The organism is Flavobacterium sp. KH_035 (assembly GCF_057839565.1).
This window is the reverse complement of record NZ_CM174492.1, coordinates 3,645,348-3,666,167: the sequence shown is the minus strand read 5'-3', so window position 1 is coordinate 3,666,167 and position 20,820 is coordinate 3,645,348. Positions and strand designations below refer to the sequence as shown.

Genomic DNA, 20,820 nt, shown 5'->3' with positions numbered 1-20,820 from the left:
AACTTTATGACATTGGATCAAAGCTAGAAGGCTATTCAGGAACTCACTGTTATGCGTCCCTACAAAAAAACTTTGTCCCTTTGTCCCTTCGCTCCTATGAACCTATGAGCCTATGAGCCTTTACAAAAGGCTAATGATCGTGCTCTCCTCCGCCTTTCATCGCCGAAAGCAAATAAAAAGCTCCTTTGGTTACAATTTTTGCATTAGGAGCAACTTTATCTACAAATTTCACTTCCGTAAAACCCAGATCTGTAGTACCCGGAATGACCTCAACTGCTCTAAAATGAACCTCTTTTTCATGATTCCCTTCTGCTGGTGCTTTCTTTTCTTCATGTGCTTCTTCTTCCACATATACAAAATATTTATCGGCATTTCGAACCACAGCATCCTTTGGTAATGCAGGAACAGTGGTGTTTGTGATGTTGATGTTTGCCGAAACGTACATTCCCGGAATCAGTCCTTTGGCATCAGCCGATTCGATTTTGGCGTGTACTGCAACGGTTTTACTTTCGTTAGAAAAAGACTTATTGATTCCGAAAATTTTCCCTTTAATTGATTTGTTCGACTGATTGGTTAAAACAAAATCAATGACCTGACCAATCGAAATAGACCCCAGGTCTTTTTCATACACGTTCAAATCCAGGTGCATCTGACTGTTATCGACCACTTCAAACAAAACAACACCTGTTTGGGCATAAGCACCTTTTGCGATACTTATTTTCCCTACATAACCGTTTATTGGCGCTACAACCGGAACCAGCGAAGTACTTCCCTTGGTGCTTACATGCAGCGCTTCAAGTTTGTTCTTAGCAGCCTGTGCACGGGCTCTTTCTGCAGCTAATTTTGATTTTACTTCCTGAAATGTTTTCCTTGGATTTACATTTTCATCACTCAGGGTTTTCTGACGGTTGTATTCCAATTGCAGATATTCGATATTGGCTGTAGCCGAATGGTATTCTTCCTGCATTTCAATCACTTCCAGATTTTGAATGGTCGCCAGTACTTTTCCTTTGTTAACGTACGTTCCTTCCAAAACAAAAATATCCTTAACCGTTCCACCTATTAAAGTCGAAACTTCTGCTGAATTTTGTGGCGGAACTGTGGTGTAACCGTTGGCTTTTATCACTTTATTGAGGTTTCTATTTTCGACTAAACCTGTTTCAATTCCAACTGTTTTATATTGAGATTCGTTTAAAGCAACTTCATTTTGTGATTTTTCTTCTTCTTTTGTTTCTTCTGTTTTCTTTTGACCACACGAAGTTAAAACGACGATAGAGGCTATAAGTAATGCCCAACTACCTAGCTTCCTTTGCGATAAAACTGCTGCAAATTTTACTGTTGAATTATGATATGTCTGTTTCATTTTAATTGTTTTTGATGGTTGGAAATTGCAATTCGATTGCACTTTGATTAAAGTTATGCGTAGCCTCTGTGTATTGTTTTTTAATATCAATTGCCTGATTTAAGAAACTGATGTACGACCAGTAACTCATATCACCATTGGCATAACTTTTTTGGGCGGTACTAATGATCTGATCAGCATATTGCAATCCTTCTTTCTGATAATAGTCCATTGCTTTCTGCTGTTTCTCAAAGTTGTTTTGTAACTCCGATTTTTGCAGATTCAGCGTTAGCCTGTTCTTATCCAAAGCCAGTTGCGACTGGGAAATACTTACTGCCGAAGCTTTTGCTTTTGCAGTATTTACCCCTCCAAACAACGGAATTTGCAATCCCGCCGTAAAGCCCTGAAACAAAGATTCGGTATTGATTGTTTGTGCAAAATAACCCAATCCTACTTTTGGCGTTCGCATGGCTTTATGCGTATTGGCCTCTTTCTGGTACACCGAAATTTGCTGCTGGTAAAAATCTGTCATTAAAGTCTCCACTTTCGAGGTACCTTCTTCTTTCACAATTGCATATTGCAATGTGGTTTGATCGTCCGGAATGATACTCTCATCAGTTTGAATAAAAAACTGTAGCTGCTTTTGGTAAATCGCCAAATCATATCCTAATTGTGCCTTTTGAGTTTCAATCTCTTTAACTTTGGCTTTGGCACTAATAACTTCAATGTTCCCGCTTTCTCCTGTTTTAAAACGTAGTTCTGCATTCTTCAAAAACTTGGTATAAATCTCATTAAGTTCCGAGTTTAGTTTCTGAATCGAAACCCCATACAGGTATTGATAATAGGCAAGCGTTACTGCCTTTTCTACTTCATAAGAGGATAAGGCTTTTCGTTTTTCTGCCAGCTTCGCCAGTTCTTCCTGTAGTTGTCGATTGGCTTTTGTGATATTTCCCAACGGGAAAAACTGCTGAATCGAAATATTATGGTCGTAATCAGCACTATTAAACTGTCCGCCCTGGTACTGCACCTGAAGTGGATCGGCCTGAAATGCTGTCTTTTTTAAAATCGTTTGTTTCTCAATTTCCTTATCGGCTATTTTTAAGTCGATATTGTTTGATTTTGCTAATTCGATTGCTTTTTCCAAACTGATTTTTTGCTGTGCTGTTGTTAATGTCGTTGCAAACAAGAGTGCTAGTACCAGCTTGTTTAACCGCAAAGTACGCAATGCATCTTTCGCAAGGTGCGCAAAGGAGCTTGTGTTTATATGCTTTAGTATATTTTTCATTTTTATATTTTTAAATTTCTTTGGCTTAAGTTTTTTTTCACGCAGATTATTAAAGTTATTTTTTAAATTAAATCTGCTAAAATCTACAGACCCGAGCGATAGCGAACAGGCGAAGCAATCTGCGTAAAAAAAATCCTATTAGTCCTTTTGATAGGTGACCGAAAGCTTTAAGACTTTGCCTCTTTATTATTAAATTTCTTCTCTAACAACAAATACAGAATCGGTAAAACGATTAACGTCAGTAAAGTTGCTGAAACTAATCCTCCAATTACAACGGTTGCCAAAGGTTTTTGTACCTCTGCTCCACCACTTGTTGACAATGCCATTGGTAAAAATCCTAATGAAGCAACAGCTGCAGTCATTAAAACCGGTCGTAATCTGGTTTTGGTACCAATTAAAACTCTTTGCAGCGGATCGATAACTCCCTCTGTTTTAAGTTGATTGAAATACGAAATCAATACAATTCCGTTTAAAACTGCAATACCAAACAAGGCTATAAAACCAATACCTGCCGAAATACTAAATGGCATTCCGCGCATCCAAAGCGCGAAGACTCCTCCAATTGCCGATAACGGAATGGCTGTAAAAATCAATCCGGCCTGTTTGAAACTTTTAAAAGTAAAATAAAGCAGGACCAGTATTAATCCCAATGCGATTGGAAGCGCTACCGAAAGTCGTTTAGTGGCTTCTATTAAATTTTCGAACTGACCGCCATAGGTTACATAATATCCTGCCGGAAGTTTGTAATCCTTATCCAATTTTTGCTGAATTTCCTCCACCACACTTTTTATGTCTCGGCCACGAACGTTTAATCCGACGGTAATTCTACGTTTTCCGTTTTCACGAATTACCTGCACCGGGCCTTGTTCGTACTCTACTGTGGCAACTTGCGAAAGCGGCACCTGCTGTCCGTTAGGAAGTGGAATAAACAAATTGCTCACGTCTGTAATATCGGCGCGATTGTTTTCATTCATTCGCACGACTACATCAAACCTTTTGCTTTCGTCGTAAATCTTTCCAGCGCTTTCACCGGCAAAAGACGAACGTATAATCTGATTGATGTCTGAAATATTCAATCCGTACAAAGCAATTTTATTGTAATCGTATTTCACCGTAATTTGCGGTAAACCCGTTACTTTATCGGCTTTTAGGTCGCCAATTCCTTCAATACTCTTAATTTTTGAGATTAACTCTGTCGCTTTAGCATCCAGGATCTCCAGATCGTCTCCAAAAATCTTAATGGCGATATCACTACGGCTTCCTGTCATTAATTCGTTAAATCGCATCTGAATAGGCTGAGAGATCTCGATGTTAGCTCCCGGAATAACTTCCATCTCCGCCTTCATGGCATTCGCTAAATCTTCCCAGTTATCGTACTTTCCTTTCCATTCTTTCTTGTCCTTCAAAACTATGATCAAATCCCCACTTTCGATAGGCATCGGATCGGTTGGAATTTCCCCGCTTCCTATTTTGGTTACGATGGTTTTGATCTCCGGGAACTTGGCTTTTAAGATCTGCTCGTATTTAGTGGTTGTTTCCACCATCTGCGTCAACGAACTTCCGGTCATGATGGTCGCATTTATAGCCAAATCACCTTCTTCGATGGTAGGGATAAATTCCCCTCCCATTGAATTAAAAATGACTAATCCTAGTGCAAATAAACCCAGTGACACTCCTAAAACTGTCTTTTTAAACTGTAATGCTTTCTTTAAAAACGGTGTGTAAATCGATTCCAGCCAGGCCATCATTCTGTCGCTGAAATTTTCTTTGTGTTCTGTGCTCTTTGATAAAAATAAAGCACTCATCATAGGCACATAAGTCAAAGAAAGAATAAAGGCTCCGGCAACGGCAAACCCTACTGTCATTGCCATAGGCTTGAACATCTTACCTTCTGTTCCTACTAAAGCCAGAATAGGCAGGTACACGATCAGGATGATAATTTCTCCAAAAGCAGCACTGTTCCTGATTTTGGAAGCCGAATTGTAAACTTCAGCATCCATTTCGTTTTGCGATAGTTCTTTTTTACGTTTGAGTTTCTGCAAGTGATGCATCGTAGCTTCAACAATAATCACAGCTCCGTCCACGATGATTCCAAAATCGATCGCGCCAAGGCTCATCAAATTCCCGCTCACGCCAAAGGCATTCATTAAAATAATGGCAAAAAGCATGGCCAGTGGGATCACAGAAGCGACAATTAAGCCCGCACGGAGATTCCCCAGAAATAAGATCAGTACAAAAATAACGATCAGAGCTCCTTCCAATAAGTTTTTTGTAACTGTTCCAATAGCATTATCAACTAATTTTCCTCTGTCGATAAAAGCTTCGGCAACTACACCTTCCGGCAGACTTTTATTGATCTGAATCATTCTCTCGTGTATTCTGTTGACCACTGCGCTGGAATTTTCTCCTTTTAGCATCAAAACCATTCCGGAAACAATTTCACCTTTTCCATCTTTGGTTGAAGCTCCGTAACGCAAGGCAACACCTTCACGAACTTCGGCCACATCACGAACCAGAACGGGTGAACCATTTCGGTTTTTAACCACTACGTTTCCTAGGTCTTTCGTTCCCTTTGCCATACCAACACCACGGATGAAGTACGCAAACTGGTCTTTTTCGATATAAGCACCTCCCGTATTTTGATTGTTTTTTTCAAGTGCATCAAAAATTTCTGTAATTGTAACTCCAAGGCTATTTAGCGTATTTGGATTTACAGCAATTTCATATTGTTTCAGTTTTCCACCCCAGGTACTTACATCGGCTACGCCTTTGATACCCTGCAATTGCGGAATGATGATCCAATCCTGGATGGTACGCAGCTTTATAGCATCGTACTTATCTTCATAGCCCTTTTTGGCATATACGTCGTATTGGTAAATTTCTCCTAAACCGGTGCTGATAGGTGCCAGCTCGGGTGAACCTGCATAAGCAGGAATATTCTCCTCAGCTTGTTTGAGTCGCTGAAATATTTGCTCTCTGGCCCAGTAGATATCGACATCGTCCTCAAAAACTACGGTAACCACCGATAATCCGAAACGCGAAATACTACGGAGTTCTATGATATCCGGAACGGTCTTTACAGCCTGTTCTAATGGATATGTAATTAATTGCTCGACTTCCTGACTTGCCAAAGTTGGTGCTGTAGTAATAATCTGCACTTGATTATTGGTTACATCAGGCAGCGCGTCTAGGGGCAATTGTTTGAGTGAATAGCTTCCCCAAGCTATTAATACTAGGGTAAAAAGTAGTATAACGAATTTGTTCTTTATACTAAACTGTATGATTTTATCTAACATTTTAATGGTATAATGACGTGAGAAATGAGGCAAAGTATTGCCTATTTTACTGTTGCGGAATAATCGCAAACGCTCTTACCCGAATCCCGATTTTCCGGGGCGGGCATCATTATACTATTTGAGGGGGCTGCCAGATACTTCCATAGAAATTGGAAGCAAAAACAGAAATGTAATTAGGTAACGGACTTGAGATAATAGAATGTGTGACAGGGAAATCAAAACTTACAAAAGTCTGATAACTTAAAACCTGTGCACCACAACAATTGCACACACAAAAGGGCGAGCACAAATCATTGTCTTTATCGTGTGAGTGATTTGCTTCAGAAGAAAACTGAGCTGTTTTGTGAGCAGCACTGTTTATTTCCATATCTGCACAGGGCATATTGGAAAGTGCCAGTAAATAAATCGACAATATGATTGTTATCCATTTCACATTGCAAAAATAGTATTTATTTCGATTCCAAAATCTAAATAATTGAATTTGATGTTTCTAAAAAAGACAAATGAGTCAGAAAAAACAGCAAAAATCCCCTTTCCTTCAAAACATACTTTCTTAAAAAAATAGTATCGGCGATTACAAATTTTAATTAACCTTAACAATAATTAACATTTTTTTCAGGTTCGTTATTTCAAAACAAAAAACACCTATACACCTGTAAAACAAAGACATAAAACGCTTAATTCCCGTAAAAACACACTAGTTCTTAATTTATTTGATGCCATTTTATTCATTAACATTAATAAGTATGAAAATCAAGGAGAAATAAATTACTAGTATCAGTCTCTTTCTTATTTTTAAATATCTAAATTTTCTCACAAATAAACAGCAATAAAATTGCAGGAGGAAAAAATCAACTGTTAAAAGACAGTCCAAATGTATCCAACAGATCGTTATACCTAACAGTCAAACTATCTATTGGAAAAGGAAAAGCAGCACAAAAAAGAGCCGCAAAAGAAGCAGAACTGAATAAAATCATTCTTCCCGAAGATGAAGAACCAAAACCCAAAAAATAATCACCAGACTCCTTAATTTATGCTTTTTTTTGTTTTTAAAGCATACTGCACGAAAAATGAATACCACCAACCTTTACTAAACTAATTTTTAAAACATTAGATCACTTATTTTAACTCTTGCTTTATCCACAAAACAGAAATCACACAGCAAACCCAATTGATCTAAATTTGAACAAGTAACATGAACTTAAATAAAGTACAATCGCAAAAAATCCAAATTCAATTCTATTTAAAATCAGTTACAAAAAACACTCTAAAACAAAAACTTAATAAATTAATTTAAAGATAATTACACATTTCATATAAAGCAATAATTTAAAATAAAATTCAAACAAAAAAGATCACTTTACAAATAATTCAGCTGATGATATCAAAGCAAATTCTAACGTTAAAACCACAACAATTTCCCTCTAAAAAACTAAATAATTTGAAAGTGTATTTTTCATCTAAACACAACGATTAAATCAAAGATTAGCCTTTTACATGCTTTTTTTGACAAACACACTTTTTGAGAGACACTTTTCTCTGAAATTTAAAATTTAGCCCTGTTTTTCTATATTTTTCAAAAACAATATCGTCTTCTAAAACCTACAGAAGTTTTATTTTATATAACAATAGCTAAAACACTGGAAATAAAAACACAACAATAACAAACAAGACAATGTGTCAGGCTTAAAATCAGCCTTTTTGTTCAATATTTGCCGATATTTTTTCCCCGAAATGTAATTCACTCTGAAATGTTTTATTCGACATCGACATCTTTATATAATGCCATCAATATATAATCCCTCCGGGATATTTTATCTTGTATTAAACAACTACCAATATGTAATCTCTCCGAGATATTTTTGCTGTTAGCAAAATGCCGACGCATTTACTGACGAAACTTTAGTGGGATACTCCGCTAGATATAAGATATCGCTACCTCTCACACCCACCCACTTCCTTGCCCTGTAAAAGCTAAACAACTATATCCAAACCCAACATAAGCAATACCTTCAAGACGGGATCTCTCCAGGATATTTTTGCTGTAAGCAAAATACTGATGCATTTACTGACGAAACTTTAGCGGGATACTCCGCTAGGAGTAAGATATCGGTAACACTCGCACACATCCACTTCTTATGTAATGAATAAAATGCCGACGCACTCAGAAATGAAACCTCAACGTGATACTCCGCTAGGAGTAAGATATCGGTAACAAAAAAAAAACTCTTAAGAATTAATTTTCTTAAGAGTTTCTTTTACCATAAAAATCCAGAGATACAAAGCACAAAACCTTTGCAACTCTTTAACTTTGCTCCTTTGCCGCTATAAAGAAGCCATATCAATTACAAAACGATACTTAATATCCCCTTTTAGCAATCTTTCATAGGCATCATTTACTTCGTTCACACCAATCAGTTCAATATCAGCAGTAATATTATGTTCGGCGCAAAAATCAAGCATTTCCTGAGTTTCTTTTATTCCGCCAATTGCAGAACCCGCAAAACTTCTTCTTCCTAAAATAAGACTGAACGAAGTTACCGGAAGAGGCTCCATTGGCGCACCAACCAGAGTCAAAGTCCCATCAACTTTTAGCAAATTTAGATATGCATCGATATTATGCTCTGCCGATACACAATCCAGAATAAAATTCAGGCTTTTTGCATGTTGCGCCATTTGCTCCGGATCTGTAGACAACACTACTTCATCTGCACCCAGACGTTTTGCATCTTCAGTTTTAGACAATGAAGTTGTAAAAACCACTACATGTGCCCCCATAGCTTTCGCTAATTTGATTCCCATATGTCCCAAACCACCAATTCCTACAATCCCTACCTTCTGTCCAGGACCAACATTCCAGTGTTTTAATGGTGAATACGTTGTGATACCCGCACAAAGTAAGGGAGCAACTCCCGCAAGATCTAATTTATCAGAAATATGCAGTACATAATTTTCATCCACCACTATACTTTGAGAGTACCCGCCAAACGTTTGTCCCCCTAAATGACTATCCGGAGAATTAAAGGTCAAAGTGCTGCCTGCATCACAAAATTGCTCTAAATCACCTTTACAATGTTCACATTCTCTACAAGAGTCAACCATGCAACCTACTCCGGCCAAGTCGCCAACCTTGAAGTTTTTCACATGATCCCCTACTTTTGTCACTCTTCCCACAATCTCATGACCCGGAACTATTGGATAAATCGTACCATGCCATTCATTTCTGGCCGAATGCAGATCGGAATGACAAATTCCGCAGTATAAAATTTCTATTTCAACATCATGAGCCAATACCGCTCTTCTTTGAATATCTAATGTTTGCAACAGCGCGTCTGCCGCCGCCGTCCCAAAGGCTTTTATGTTTTTTACTTCCATTTTTTGTTGTTTTTTTTAGTTTTATTTGTTTTAAGTTTCAAGTTTCACATTATCAAAACACAAGTCTTCCCATTCAGAATTTTCTAATTAAATTATTTCCCATAACTGTAATACTCCTCATCGGTTACGCTATCGAGCCAGATTCCGGTTCCTTTGTCAATTTCAGTAATAATAGCAATGTGCGAAAACGAACTAAATGGTGTCGCCCCGTACCAATGTTCGATTCCCGGTAGGATAGTAACCACTTCGTCTTTATGAAGCAATCGAATAGCACTGCCTTTTTCCTGAAAATAACCGATTCCGTTTGTAGCAATAAATAGTTGCAGCGTTGGATTCACGTGCCAATTGCATCTTGATCCGGGTTCAAAAGAAACCTCTTTAATAACCGTATTATCAGGATGAATAGTACTGGTTTGTTTTTTATACGAAACATCACCAGTCATATAAGTATTAGGGATTTTACCCTCTTCAATAACAGAAGTATAAAGTGTTGACATAAAAATTGTGTTTTTGAGATTGATTTATTAGCTAACATGATCCGACAAAAGTCGCTCCCTTGAATTGCAGGACAACGCAACACTTGCACTTAAAATCACTTAAAGCTGTTGTACTGTTCATCAGTGACCGGTTCAAGCCAGTCTACAATGCCTTTTTCAATATTGGTACTAATTGCTATATGAGTAAATTCACCCTCCGGAGAAGCTCCATGCCAATGTTTTATTCCTGGCTGAATATTCACAACATCTCCCTCCTGTAGCAATTGAATTGATTTCCCTTCTTCCTGATAAAAGCCTTTACCTTGGGTGACGATCAAAATTTGTCCACCGGGATGCGTATGCCAATTATTGCGCGCTCCGGCTTCAAAAACCACGTTACCAACCGCAGTATTCAAAACCGGATCACTTGGAACCAGCATTCCGACCCACGCCTTTCCTGTAAAGTAATCCGCTGAAGCTAAATCTCCTTTAGGAAAAATGGTTTTAACAAATTGATTTTCTGAAGTATTCATAATTATTTGTTTTTTACCACCAGTTTAAACTAAATCATGAAAGCGGGAATGTGCTTTGTGAAGTATTATTTAGCTTATCGAAAACTGATTAATGATTAATACTAATTATTTCAATGCAAATTTACAGTGGTAAAGACACAGAGCGATAACAATAATCAAACAAAAAATTAAGAATATGAAACAATTTACACTCTAAGTGATTTTGGAATTGTTCCTGTAATTCTTTTAAAGTAGTTATTAAAATAACTTGGATATTCAAATCCCAGCGAATATCCGATATCCGAAATACTCCAGTCTGTATGCTGCAGCAAAGCTTTGGCCTCACCCACAATTCGCTCTGAAATATGAGCCGTTGTAGGCTTTCCCGTAACTTCTTTTACCGAACGATTCAAATGATTAACATGAACAGCAAGGCTTTGTGCGTAGTCCTGTGGTGTTTTTAGTACCAATGGCTCATTTTTGGTTTCTATGGGAAACTGTCTTTCCAATAACTCTAAAAACAACGAAGTAATTCTGGAAGAAGCATTTCTAGGTTTAAAGAAATTCTCAGAAGGCTGCATTTTCATCGATTCATGCAAAATCAAATTGATGTAATTGCGTATTAAATCATCTTTGAAGATATAATCTGTCTCTTGTTCTTCGATCATCTTCTGAAATAAAGAATCGATAAACAGCTTTTGATCAGCAGATAACGAAAAAATAGGCGTACCTCCAATTTTAAACAGAGGCGATTCATGAAGGCTTTCCGAACGGTCTTTTACCTTCAGAAAATCTTCGGTAAAAACACAGGCATACCCTTCATAAGAAGGCGAAATGATTTCCCAGGAGTATGGAATATGAGGATTTCCGAAAAACAATATCGTCCCGTCCGTCTCGATTCCCCTGTCTGCATAATGAATAAAACTCTTGCTGGTATTAATGCAAATCTTATAAAAATCCCTGCGATTGTAAGTCGGAATCTTGCTCACATCCCCATTTACTTCATATACTTTAAAACCTTTTAGCTTTAAATCACTAATACCAAGTTCTGAACCCTGTTCTTCTAGTTGCTCTTTCATGTTGCAAAGTTATGAAAATCAAACAAACATTATTGAAGTTGTTTTTTTGTTTCAAGTTTCAGGTTGAAACCAATTTTGTTGTAAAATTGCTAAAGTTCAATTTTGTTAGCTCGCTGCTTAAAAAAACTGCTGTTTCTTATTTCATAATCAAATCTCAACCATCACGCATTTATTTTTCATAAAAAAAGCTTGCTATTTTATACCAATCGGTATATATTTGTATTCTTATTTTCAATTCTCATGAGTAAAGCCGAAAAAACCAAACAATTTATTATAGAAAAAACTGCTCCCATTTTTAATATGAAAGGGTACAGCGGCACTTCTATGAGTGATATTACCGAAGCAACGGGACTTACAAAAGGAAGCATTTACGGTAACTTTGAAAACAAAGACGAAGTAGCCCTGGCGGCTTTTAAATTCAATGTAAAGAAACTTCAGGATACTTTTACACAGGAAATCGAAAAGCAAACTACTTTTAAAAACAAATTACTCGTTTATCCAAGACTCTACTCCGATTATTATGAGTTAAGAATCACTCAGGGTGGATGCCCTATCATCAATACTGCCACCGAAGCTGACGATACGCATCCGGTACTTCGAAAAAAGGTTGAAAGTATAATTCTGGCATGGAAAGAAAAACTGGTCTATTTCATCAAACAGGGTATTGCGGCCGGAGAATTTAAAGCTGAATCCATAGATCCGGAAAAAACCGCCCTAACCATCATTGCTATTATCGAGGGTGCCGTTATGATTTCTAAAATAACGGGCGACCTGTCGAATTTATCTACTATTATGCTTTCACTGAAAAAGATAATCGATGACTTAGAGTAAAGTCAATAAAAACAACAGTCCTTTTTTTTAATCAAAAATATACCGATCGGTATAAAATATTCTTTTCATGACATCTTTAAACCGAAAATTACTCATTCTGACCGTCATACTAGCTGCCATTATGGAACTAATCGACATATCGATTGTAAATGTTGCACTTTCTCACATGAGCGGAAATCTGGGCGCTACACTTGAAGACACATCCTGGGTGATTACAGCTTATGCCATTGCCAATGTGATTATAATACCCATTACGAGCTTTCTAAGCGCCAATCTCGGTCGACGTAATTATTATATTGGTTCTGTGATTTTGTTTACGTTCTGCTCTTTTATGTGCGGGCATTCGTCTAACATCTGGATGCTCGTCTTTTTCAGATTCTTTCAGGGAATTGGAGGCGGTGCCTTGTTATCCATCTCACAAGTTGTGGTTTTTGAGCTTTTCCCCAAAGACAAACAATCTGCAGCCGGAGCTATATTTGGAGTCGGAATCTTCATTGGCCCCACTATTGGCCCTACACTAGGTGGTTATATTACCGAAAATTACGATTGGCCCTGGATATTCCTCATCAATGTTCCGATTGGAATTCTCGTTATGATTTCCTGTTACTTTCTACTACAGGAACCTCCTGTAAAACCGGAAATTACTAAGGTCGACTGGACTGGTATTGCTTTACTGGCCATAGGAGTTGGTACTTTGCAAACGGTTCTCGAAAGAGGCGAAGTCGAAGATTGGTTTGAAACCCGCTATATTGTTGTGCTTACCTTTATTGCCGTTACAACCCTGCTCCTGTTTATCTATTGGGAGCTTACAGTCGAAAAACCCGTGGTAAACCTTCGGGTACTCAAAAGTAAATCTTTAAGTATTGCTGCAGTCCTAACTTTTGTAACCGGATTTGGTATGTTTATTTCCATCTACATTAGCCCGGTTGTTGCACAGCGTTTATTGAGTTTTTCACCTTATCAAACCGGATTGCTTTTGTTGCCCGGAGCGCTGTTTGCACTACTGGCCTTAAAAATGTGCGGAACCTTACTCCAAAAAGGCGTTTCACCGGTACTTATTATCGCAGCCGGATTTCTTTTGTTTATTTACTTTAACTGGAGAATGTCCGGAATCACTTTAAACACCAGCGCTGCGGAAGTGGCAACTTCTTTGATTTTTCGTGCATTAGGAATGGCTCTACTTACTGTTCCGCTTACCATGCTGGCTGTCTCTTCTTTAGAAGACAAAGATGTTGGTCAGGGAGCAGCTTTGAATAATATGATGCGGCAATTGGGCGGTTCTTTTGGCGTTTCGATTATCAATACTTATGTAGCTCATCGATTTGCAGCACACCGAAACGAACTAATTTCTACTGTTACCCCAGACAATACGATTGCAATGGATCGGATAAATGCTTACATCAAATATTTTCAAAGCAAAGGTTTTGCGTATAACGAAGCTAAATTTAAAGCACTCAGACTTATGGAAAATGTTGTTTTAAGACAGTCTTCTTTATTGAGCTATCGAGATGCTTTTTTCCTTGTTGGATTGTTCTTTGTGGTAACCCTGCCCTTGCTTTTGTTTGTAATGAATAAATCGAAAAAGAGAAAAACCGATCTTATGCTCTCCGATCACTAGGCAGAGCTTTCTTTCTGATAAACAAGCCGGTAAAATCATTCTATAAAATTTAGAATCATTCTATTGCCTCTCTTTTAACAAATCACTTTGTTTTGGTGTAATTTTATATTGAAATTAACCTTAACATAAAACACAGCTAATAGTTATGAGTGTTATTAAAGATGAAAATAAGCTTATTAGCACCATTAAGCGCGTTGATCAGAAAATCGACAAGCTTAATGATCAAAAGATTATTGCCTTTTTTGAAGCTCTTGGGTTAACTGAAAGAGCAGATGTGCCTAAAAATTTCCTGGAATGGGAAACAATTCTTATAGTTGTTCCTGACCGACATATTTCTCACGAATTAAAGTATTATAAATATTCTATCGCTAGGCTTTCATTTGTAACCAATCCAAATGCTACTGAAATTCATATTTTTGATTTCAATGAATGGAAAAAAATCACCCAAAACAAAACACAATTTCAAGTCAGAGAATTTTTAAAAAATAACTTTGGCGGGGTTCGAAATCACGCGGACAAATTGAATTAAGTAAATAAATTCATTTCAGCTTCAAGTCATCATCTAAGTAATAAAACCTTTGTCAATTCTATGTTTTGACAAAGGTTTCGTTTTCAGAACTGTATTACCAGTCTCTTTTTATTTCAAAAATCCTGAGAAACTTTTTCTCTAATTTCTTCCGCTTTCTTTCTTCTTTCCATCTGGAATAGAAAATGGTAAAAAGTAAAAACAAATTCACAATAGTAGAAGCTCTCCTAAGCCCTTTTGCAAATAGAACAAAAAACAAGTTAATTGCAATTATAGTAACTATAGGTGAATATTTCACCCAGAACAATTGAATTTTACTATTTGGCTCAATCGTATAATCTACTTTAAGTCTGTTATCAACATTTTTGTAGCTTCCTTTTACAACAAAACAGGTGGGAGATGTTGCCGAATTTATGGTCAAACGAAAACTTTTATCATCAAAAAGACCATAAAAAGGCTTTAATTCGCCAAATCTCGGAAATATTCTCAAGTGGCTGAATTTTATTTTCAAAGAACCAATTTCGGTATTGTTTTTTAATCTTGCTCTAAATTCAGCTATACTTAATTTTGATTCCATTCAATCCATTTTATATTCTTTCCGCATACACTCTTTCTTAAAACAATACCATTCTCAAAGTTTCTATTTTTACTGAGCAGTAAGTAAACTTTTCAGCATTTCATTCAACGCATTTCCGTGAATGTTTTTTGCCAGTATGATTCCGTTTTTATCTATCAGAAAGTTTAAAGGAACCGATTGAAGCATGTAATCGCTTGCAGCAGGTGAATTCCAGTATTTTAAGTCACTCACCTGTGTCCATGCCAATTTTTGCTTTGCAATAGCTCCTAACCAAAGCGCTTTTTTCGTATCCATTGAAACACTGTAAATAGAAAACTTACCGGAATAAGTGTTATAAAGTTTTATCAATTCAGGCTGCTCTTTTATGCAGGGACCGCACCACGATGCCCAAAAGTCAACTAAAACAAGCTCTCCTCTTAAGGAAGAAAGTGGGATATTATTTCCTTTTGGATCCGGCAGGTCAATTTCGGGAGCAATGTCGCCAATGTCGGTTCCTACCACCTGAGCTTTCGAACTCGTGACGGCACAGCATAGGAAGCCCAAAATAAGTAGTGTTTTTTTCATAATCATTATGGATAAATTTGGGGTTATTATCTTTAAAAAGTCTCTCAAAAACCAAAGAATCACAGAATATTTCCTTCTAAAAATTCTGCAACCTGAGCCAAGAAAGTAAAAACAAATATAAATACTTCTGCTACAAATTATCTCCCCTGCTCTTAAAATTATGCTAAATAACTTTCTTTAAATTGGTATATCGGGAAAAGTCGATATATTTGCCCTATGGAATCTATAGAAATCTTTAAAGCCTTGTCAAACAAGTCCAGATTACAAATGTTGGAATGGCTAAAAGAACCCGAAATTAACTTTCCGGATCAGCTCCAGCACTCAGGATTTGAACATGGAGTTTGTGTGGGCCAAATACAGGCCAAAGCCGGGCTTACGCAATCCACAGTATCCGAATACTTGTCTATTTTACAACGCGTCGGATTTATCGAGGCAAAACGCGTTGGACAATGGACTTATTATAAACGCAACGAAGGTGCCTTTGAAGCACTTAGTAAATTAATTCAATCTAATTTGTAAATTACTATGAGTACAAACAACCTGTTTTCGCCATTTAACTTAAAAACGTTAAATCTTAAAAACCGAATCGTAATGGCGCCTATGACGCGCTCATTTTCTCCAAACGGAGTTCCAACTGACGAAGTAGCTTCTTACTACCAAAAAAGAGCTGAAGGTGAAGTTGGGTTAATATTATCCGAAGGAACTGTTATTGACAGACCTTCGTCTTCAAACGACGCAAATGTTCCTCATTTTTATGGCGATGGAGCCTTAAACGGATGGAAAAAAGTAATCGAAGAAGTGCATACGGCCGGTGGTCAGATGGGACCGCAAATCTGGCATATGGGAATTATGGACAATCATCATTCAGGCTGGGTTCCACCAGTACCTTTTGAAGGTCCATCAGGCTTAAACCGACCTGGATTCAGCAACGGAAACACCATGTCGGAAAAAGACATCGAAGATACCATTATTGCTTTTGGAAAAGCAGCTGCCGACGCCAAAAGACTTGGTTTTGATACCATCGAAATTCATGGGGCACACGGTTATTTAATTGACCAGTTCTTCAGAACCGAAACCAATTTACGTACTGATCTTTACGGTGGAAAAACACTACCGGAACGCAGCCGCTTTGCTATTGAAGTTGTAAAAGAAATCAGAAGACAAGTCGGTAACGATTTTGCTGTGATCATGAGATTCTCTCAGTTTAAACCTTCTGATTACAATTATAAACTGGCTAAAAACCCACAGGAATTAGAGGCCTGGCTTAACCCTATAGTGGATGCCGGAGTAGATATTTTACACTGTTCTCAACGTCGTTTCTGGGAACCTGAATTTGAAGAGTCTGATTTAAATTTTGCAGGCTGGGCTAAAAAAGTTACCGGAGCACCAACTATTACAGTAGGTTCTGTTGGACTTTCAAGCGATTTCTTTGGCGCTTTTGCAGGAGAAAGTTCTGAACCAACTTCTTTAGAAGAATTAAACAGACGTTTCGACAGAGGCGATTTTGATTTGGTTGCAGTAGGAAGACCTCTTTTATCTGATCCTAACTGGGTTGCAAAAATCAAAGCAGGCCATACTGATCAATTAAAAGGTTTTAGCAAAGAAGCGTTAGGACAATTGGTTTTAGAATAAATTTAAAAGTTATTAATTAAAAAATTATATTTGCAGTCGAATGAAATCATTGAACAGCATATTACGCCTTCCTTTTTTCAGCACTTATTATTATGCAATAATACTTGCTCGGAGAGGCTATGCATATAATTCAACGTATTCGCGATTATAAATTAAAGAATAAATTATATATCAACCTTTAAGCCCGGGCATTTTTGTCCGGGCTTTTTTATTTAAAAAAAATGAAAACAATTCAAAAACTAAAAGAAAACACCGCAATCTTTCTTCCTGAAAATGGCTTAAAAGAAAAACTAAATCTTGCTGAAAAAGAAAACCGAAAATTAATTATCAAACTCGGTTTTGATCCAACCGCTCCTGATCTGCATTTGGGACATGCTGTTGTTTTAAAAAAACTAAAACAATTTCAGGACTTAGGACATCAAATTGTTATTGTAGTAGGAAGCTTTACTGCCCGAATTGGTGACCCTACTGGAAAAAACAAAAGCCGAAAACCATTAAGTATTGAAGAAGTAAAGCACAACGCCGAAACTTACATTTTGCAATTGGCGAAAATTATTGAAGTCGAAAAAGCAAAAATCGTTTTTAATTCAGAATGGCTGGACGAATTATCTTTCTCTGAAATAATTCAGATTATGTCGAATGTTACGGTTGCTCAACTGATGCATAGAAATGATTTCAACAAAAGATTTACAGAGAACACACCAATTGCAATGCATGAATTGGTTTACCCAATTTTACAAGGTTTTGACTCCGTAAAAATCAATGCTGACATCGAAATCGGAGGCACAGATCAGTTATTCAATTGTACTATGGGAAGACAATTACAGGAAAATTTTAAAATGCCCGGACAAATCGTAATGTGCATGCCATTGTTAAAAGGTCTTGATGGAAAAGAAAAAATGAGTAAATCATTGCACAATACAATTGGATTAACTGATAAACCAAACGAAATATTTGGCAAAACGATGTCGATTCCTGATGCTCTTATTTTAGAGTTCTTGGAATTAACAACCGATTTTTCACCAGAAGAAAAGCTAGAAATCAAGAAAAGAATGGAAATGATAATCCAATGAATATTAAAAAGTTGATTGCGAAAAACATTATCACGCAATACCATAATAAAAATAGCGCTGAACAAGCTGAAGAATTCTTCATTAATCAATTTCAAAATAAGAATTTTGAAGCGAAATCATTTGTCCCGGTTATAATATCTTCTTTAAAAACGGAGTCGAGTCAAATAACCTTAATTGATCTTTGCTCTTTAATTAAAAATGATATTACAAAATCCGCAAACAGAAGATTGATTGAAAGCGGTGCAGTTCAGATTAATCATGAAAAAATTCAAAACCCATTTGAAATAATTTCGTTGCAAAAAGAAACAAAAATCAAAATCGGAAAGAGAAATTTCTATGAATTATTATAAAAACCAAAAGGGATGAAAACAGTACTGTTTTCGTCCCTTTTGGTTAGGTTCAAAGCGACAAAGGTTCAAAGGTTTTACCTCTGTCCCTTTGAACCTTTGCAACTCTGAACCTCTTTTTAAGAAACTTTTCTTTTTTGAAACTTATTCTGAAGCCAGTTGCGAACAGGCTCGTCATAAAATTTCAGACACAGGTAAGCGATTACAATGCTCGAAATTAAAACACCAATTCCGACCACATAACCATCCTTTAACGGGATTTTATTTTCAAATACCCAAGCCATATAACAATAAATCAGCGGATAGTGTATAATGTAAATTGGATACGAAATGTCCCCTAAAGCTTTACAGATTTTAAGCGAAAGTGGATTTTTAATCTCCCCTCCTGCTCCTATAGCCACGATTAACGGAAACAGCAAAATGATACAAACTGACTCATACAAGCCATTCATCCACAAACTGTTTTCATCACCAAGCCTCGGGATGCTAAAAATAACTATAATCAAAACGCTGCAAACCCAAAAGGCACCTTTGATATGAATCAGTTTTCCCAAACGGGAAAGTAAAACTCCGGCAAAGAAAGGATACAACAAACGGGTAAATCCAACATATAATTCCTGCATCGTTAGAGACCAACCGCCAATAACATCCCCTTTAGGGCCGAAAACGGTATAATGAACGAGCATTCCGGCAAAAACCAACACTAAAAAGCCCTGCACTTTATTTGAAAATTTACGAAAGAATAACGCATATAGGATATTGGCAATATACTCAAAGAAAAGGGACCATGCCGGCCCGTTAAGCGGAAATGTTTCGCCCCAACCTCTAATTTCCATTGATGGCGGAAGCGGTATCAGTACAAAACCGGCCAGCATCACCAAAATTAATTTCCAGACTGGCATTGTGGCAATTTGAGGAAAAGCGACATTTGAGGCCTGAAGGTAATACAGCAGTGCTCCAATGACCATTCCCATAATAACCATGGGCTGTAAGCGGATTAAACGTCGTTTATAAAATTCCCATTGCGACATTTTCTCCCAGCGATCGTCGTATGCATAAGCTACTACAAATCCTGACAAAAGAAAAAAGAAATCGACAGCCAGGTAACCATGATTCATAAGCTGTTTAAATCGGCTTCCTTCATTAAAAGCTTCGAAGGCGTGAAAAATAACGACTAAAATTGCGGCTACCCCACGTAAGCCGTCTAAAATTTCATAATGTTTTTTGGGTTTAATTTCCATTGAACTTGAATTCATAAAATAGTTTTGGTTGTTAAAAGGTTAGATAATTTTTTGGTGGAAGCTAAAATAGCAATATTTCCCTAACAGGCTGGCGGATTGAAGCTTGTAATCCTAAAGAAAGTCTGGTTATTTGTTACAATAGTTACAGCAAATCCTAATAGGATAAGAAAAATCCTTTCTTCATTCATTTCCAGCTGAAATTTGGAATTTGAACTCTTAGAAAATTGGTTTTTAACGCTACTATTCCTGGTGCTTTTTAAGCCATTCCAGTCTGCGTTGGTCCGGTAAATGGGTTACTTTAAAATTTTCGAATTTGGCTTCAAAACCTTTTCCGTCAGGTGATGCAGCCATCAGTCCTACCATAACCGGAGTATTGTCCTGCAAAGGCGCATTTCTGGTCAAAATATAGTTTTTATCATCATATGAAAAGAAGACTTCAACGGCGTCCAGTCTTCTCACAACTTTTATCCATACAAATGGTGGTGCTTTCTCTAAAGTGGTCACGCTCCAGTCACTTTTATCGTGTGTGACAACAGTGCTGATATTAAATTTTCCATCTACAAATTCAACTCCGGTTTTGATGTAATTTTTTTCATCTATACGAAGCATGAGTCCCATTTGGTCAAAACGGGCGATGTAATTGCCGGTTAACTTTACTTTGGCTTCAAACTCTCCTCCGTAGGTAGCATAATAAAATGGTGCGTCGTCAACGGTAAAACCATAATGCGAAATGCGCCAATAATCACTATTTGCCGTGACATTCATAATCAAAGTATTGTTTTTAATTTCCCATTTTTCAGGTTCGTTAAACCATTGCATTTTGTTCAGGCTTTGTGCCGAAAGATTTTGCGCTAAAAACAAAGTGATGGCACCTAGTATAACTTTTTTCATAGTAGTATTTTAAGTAATAGATTTTTTATTTAACTTATTGGGTAAAACTCATTTTTAACACATAGTGACATAGATTCTCTATCCGGTAAAAAGGCGTTTCACTTCATTTAAATACACCTAGTTTTTCTATGTGAAAGAAATATGTTTCTATTTTT

19 protein-coding genes are annotated in these 20,820 nt (G+C 37.0%); 7 read left to right on the top strand and 12 right to left on the bottom strand.

The features are described from left to right. Positions 1-130: 130 nt before the first annotated feature. The 8 genes from AC3IS6_RS15095 to AC3IS6_RS15060 form a co-directional block, all read right to left on the bottom strand. The gene (locus AC3IS6_RS15095) at positions 131-1,363 is read right to left on the bottom strand and encodes an efflux RND transporter periplasmic adaptor subunit (protein ID WP_489160523.1); all 1,233 of its coding nucleotides are present in this window, start codon (positions 1,361-1,363) and stop codon (positions 131-133) included. Between the two features lies 1 nt (position 1,364). Next, positions 1,365-2,627 (bottom strand): TolC family protein, encoded by a 1,263-nt coding sequence (locus AC3IS6_RS15090; RefSeq protein WP_489160521.1) that lies wholly within the window; start codon positions 2,625-2,627, stop codon positions 1,365-1,367. Positions 2,628-2,794: 167 nt separating this feature from the next. Beyond that, the gene (locus AC3IS6_RS15085; RefSeq protein ID WP_489160520.1) at positions 2,795-5,923 is read right to left on the bottom strand and encodes an efflux RND transporter permease subunit; all 3,129 of its coding nucleotides are present in this window, start codon (positions 5,921-5,923) and stop codon (positions 2,795-2,797) included. A gap of 109 nt (positions 5,924-6,032) precedes the next feature. Next, positions 6,033-6,356, bottom strand: coding sequence for a DUF6660 family protein (locus AC3IS6_RS15080; protein WP_489160518.1), 324 nt, complete (start codon positions 6,354-6,356; stop codon positions 6,033-6,035). A 1,892-nt stretch (positions 6,357-8,248) separates the two neighbouring features. Then, positions 8,249-9,298 carry an NAD(P)-dependent alcohol dehydrogenase gene (locus AC3IS6_RS15075; RefSeq protein ID WP_489160516.1) on the bottom strand — a complete coding sequence of 350 codons (1,050 nt, stop codon included), beginning with the start codon at positions 9,296-9,298 and terminating at the stop codon, positions 8,249-8,251. 92 nt (positions 9,299-9,390) lie between these two features. Continuing rightward, a complete protein-coding gene (locus tag AC3IS6_RS15070; protein ID WP_489160514.1) occupies positions 9,391-9,795 on the bottom strand; it encodes a cupin domain-containing protein in 405 nt (134 codons plus the stop codon). A 95-nt stretch (positions 9,796-9,890) separates the two neighbouring features. Further along, a complete protein-coding gene (locus AC3IS6_RS15065; protein WP_489160512.1) occupies positions 9,891-10,307 on the bottom strand; it encodes a (R)-mandelonitrile lyase in 417 nt (138 codons plus the stop codon). 185 nt (positions 10,308-10,492) lie between these two features. Then, positions 10,493-11,365 (bottom strand): helix-turn-helix domain-containing protein, encoded by an 873-nt coding sequence (locus tag AC3IS6_RS15060; protein ID WP_489160510.1) that lies wholly within the window; start codon positions 11,363-11,365, stop codon positions 10,493-10,495. Positions 11,366-11,605: 240 nt separating this feature from the next. Between AC3IS6_RS15060 and AC3IS6_RS15055 the strand changes: the two genes are divergently transcribed. The 3 genes from AC3IS6_RS15055 to AC3IS6_RS15045 all read left to right on the top strand — a co-directional run bounded on the left by AC3IS6_RS15055 (position 11,606) and on the right by AC3IS6_RS15045 (position 14,343). After that, positions 11,606-12,196 carry a TetR/AcrR family transcriptional regulator gene (locus AC3IS6_RS15055; protein WP_489160508.1) on the top strand — a complete coding sequence of 197 codons (591 nt, stop codon included), beginning with the start codon at positions 11,606-11,608 and terminating at the stop codon, positions 12,194-12,196. A gap of 67 nt (positions 12,197-12,263) precedes the next feature. Beyond that, the gene (locus AC3IS6_RS15050) at positions 12,264-13,814 is read left to right on the top strand and encodes a DHA2 family efflux MFS transporter permease subunit (protein ID WP_489160507.1); all 1,551 of its coding nucleotides are present in this window, start codon (positions 12,264-12,266) and stop codon (positions 13,812-13,814) included. Positions 13,815-13,959: 145 nt separating this feature from the next. Beyond that, positions 13,960-14,343 carry a hypothetical protein gene (locus AC3IS6_RS15045; protein ID WP_489160506.1) on the top strand — a complete coding sequence of 128 codons (384 nt, stop codon included), beginning with the start codon at positions 13,960-13,962 and terminating at the stop codon, positions 14,341-14,343. A gap of 94 nt (positions 14,344-14,437) precedes the next feature. On the opposite strand, the gene AC3IS6_RS15040 is transcribed toward AC3IS6_RS15045, so the two are convergent. Together AC3IS6_RS15040 and AC3IS6_RS15035 are read right to left on the bottom strand one after the other, a co-directional pair. Beyond that, the gene (locus AC3IS6_RS15040; protein WP_489160504.1) at positions 14,438-14,917 is read right to left on the bottom strand and encodes a hypothetical protein; all 480 of its coding nucleotides are present in this window, start codon (positions 14,915-14,917) and stop codon (positions 14,438-14,440) included. 69 nt (positions 14,918-14,986) lie between these two features. Further along, entirely contained in the window at positions 14,987-15,481 is a 495-nt protein-coding gene (locus AC3IS6_RS15035) for a TlpA family protein disulfide reductase (RefSeq protein ID WP_489160502.1), read from the bottom strand. A 216-nt stretch (positions 15,482-15,697) separates the two neighbouring features. Between AC3IS6_RS15035 and AC3IS6_RS15030 the strand changes: the two genes are divergently transcribed. From AC3IS6_RS15030 to AC3IS6_RS15015, 4 genes are all read left to right on the top strand, one after another. Continuing rightward, positions 15,698-16,000, top strand: a complete 303-nt coding sequence (locus tag AC3IS6_RS15030) for an ArsR/SmtB family transcription factor (protein WP_489160500.1) — start codon at positions 15,698-15,700, stop codon at positions 15,998-16,000. A 6-nt stretch (positions 16,001-16,006) separates the two neighbouring features. Beyond that, positions 16,007-17,113, top strand: coding sequence for an NADH:flavin oxidoreductase (locus AC3IS6_RS15025; protein WP_489160498.1), 1,107 nt, complete (start codon positions 16,007-16,009; stop codon positions 17,111-17,113). 221 nt (positions 17,114-17,334) lie between these two features. Then, positions 17,335-18,186: a tyrosine--tRNA ligase gene (gene tyrS / locus AC3IS6_RS15020; protein WP_489160496.1), complete on the top strand. Its 852-nt coding sequence runs from the start codon at positions 17,335-17,337 to the stop codon at positions 18,184-18,186. After that, a complete protein-coding gene (locus AC3IS6_RS15015; protein WP_489160494.1) occupies positions 18,183-18,536 on the top strand; it encodes a hypothetical protein in 354 nt (117 codons plus the stop codon). Before tyrS ends, AC3IS6_RS15015 begins: the two co-directional genes overlap by 4 nt. Positions 18,537-18,652: 116 nt before the next feature. On the opposite strand, the gene AC3IS6_RS15010 is transcribed toward AC3IS6_RS15015, so the two are convergent. Together AC3IS6_RS15010 and AC3IS6_RS15005 are read right to left on the bottom strand one after the other, a co-directional pair. Beyond that, the gene (locus AC3IS6_RS15010) at positions 18,653-19,789 is read right to left on the bottom strand and encodes an acyltransferase family protein (protein ID WP_489160493.1); all 1,137 of its coding nucleotides are present in this window, start codon (positions 19,787-19,789) and stop codon (positions 18,653-18,655) included. A 225-nt stretch (positions 19,790-20,014) separates the two neighbouring features. Continuing rightward, positions 20,015-20,665, bottom strand: coding sequence for a DUF1349 domain-containing protein (locus AC3IS6_RS15005; protein WP_489160492.1), 651 nt, complete (start codon positions 20,663-20,665; stop codon positions 20,015-20,017). Positions 20,666-20,820: the final 155 nt, after the last annotated feature.

Coding starts and splice junctions, on each gene's coding strand:
- AC3IS6_RS15090 (WP_489160521.1), bottom strand. CDS start 2,627: ATGAAAAATATACTAAAGCATATAAACACAAGCTCCTTTGCGCACCTT.
- AC3IS6_RS15005 (WP_489160492.1), bottom strand. CDS start 20,665: ATGAAAAAAGTTATACTAGGTGCCATCACTTTGTTTTTAGCGCAAAAT.
- AC3IS6_RS15095 (WP_489160523.1), bottom strand. CDS start 1,363: ATGAAACAGACATATCATAATTCAACAGTAAAATTTGCAGCAGTTTTA.
- AC3IS6_RS15015 (WP_489160494.1), top strand. CDS start 18,183: ATGAATATTAAAAAGTTGATTGCGAAAAACATTATCACGCAATACCAT.
- AC3IS6_RS15010 (WP_489160493.1), bottom strand. CDS start 19,789: ATGAATTCAAGTTCAATGGAAATTAAACCCAAAAAACATTATGAAATT.
- AC3IS6_RS15055 (WP_489160508.1), top strand. CDS start 11,606: ATGAGTAAAGCCGAAAAAACCAAACAATTTATTATAGAAAAAACTGCT.
- AC3IS6_RS15050 (WP_489160507.1), top strand. CDS start 12,264: ATGACATCTTTAAACCGAAAATTACTCATTCTGACCGTCATACTAGCT.
- AC3IS6_RS15075 (WP_489160516.1), bottom strand. CDS start 9,298: ATGGAAGTAAAAAACATAAAAGCCTTTGGGACGGCGGCGGCAGACGCG.
- AC3IS6_RS15060 (WP_489160510.1), bottom strand. CDS start 11,365: ATGAAAGAGCAACTAGAAGAACAGGGTTCAGAACTTGGTATTAGTGAT.
- AC3IS6_RS15035 (WP_489160502.1), bottom strand. CDS start 15,481: ATGAAAAAAACACTACTTATTTTGGGCTTCCTATGCTGTGCCGTCACG.
- AC3IS6_RS15085 (WP_489160520.1), bottom strand. CDS start 5,923: ATGTTAGATAAAATCATACAGTTTAGTATAAAGAACAAATTCGTTATA.
- AC3IS6_RS15025 (WP_489160498.1), top strand. CDS start 16,007: ATGAGTACAAACAACCTGTTTTCGCCATTTAACTTAAAAACGTTAAAT.
- AC3IS6_RS15065 (WP_489160512.1), bottom strand. CDS start 10,307: ATGAATACTTCAGAAAATCAATTTGTTAAAACCATTTTTCCTAAAGGA.
- AC3IS6_RS15045 (WP_489160506.1), top strand. CDS start 13,960: ATGAGTGTTATTAAAGATGAAAATAAGCTTATTAGCACCATTAAGCGC.
- AC3IS6_RS15070 (WP_489160514.1), bottom strand. CDS start 9,795: ATGTCAACACTTTATACTTCTGTTATTGAAGAGGGTAAAATCCCTAAT.
- AC3IS6_RS15030 (WP_489160500.1), top strand. CDS start 15,698: ATGGAATCTATAGAAATCTTTAAAGCCTTGTCAAACAAGTCCAGATTA.
- AC3IS6_RS15040 (WP_489160504.1), bottom strand. CDS start 14,917: ATGGAATCAAAATTAAGTATAGCTGAATTTAGAGCAAGATTAAAAAAC.
- tyrS (WP_489160496.1), top strand. CDS start 17,335: ATGAAAACAATTCAAAAACTAAAAGAAAACACCGCAATCTTTCTTCCT.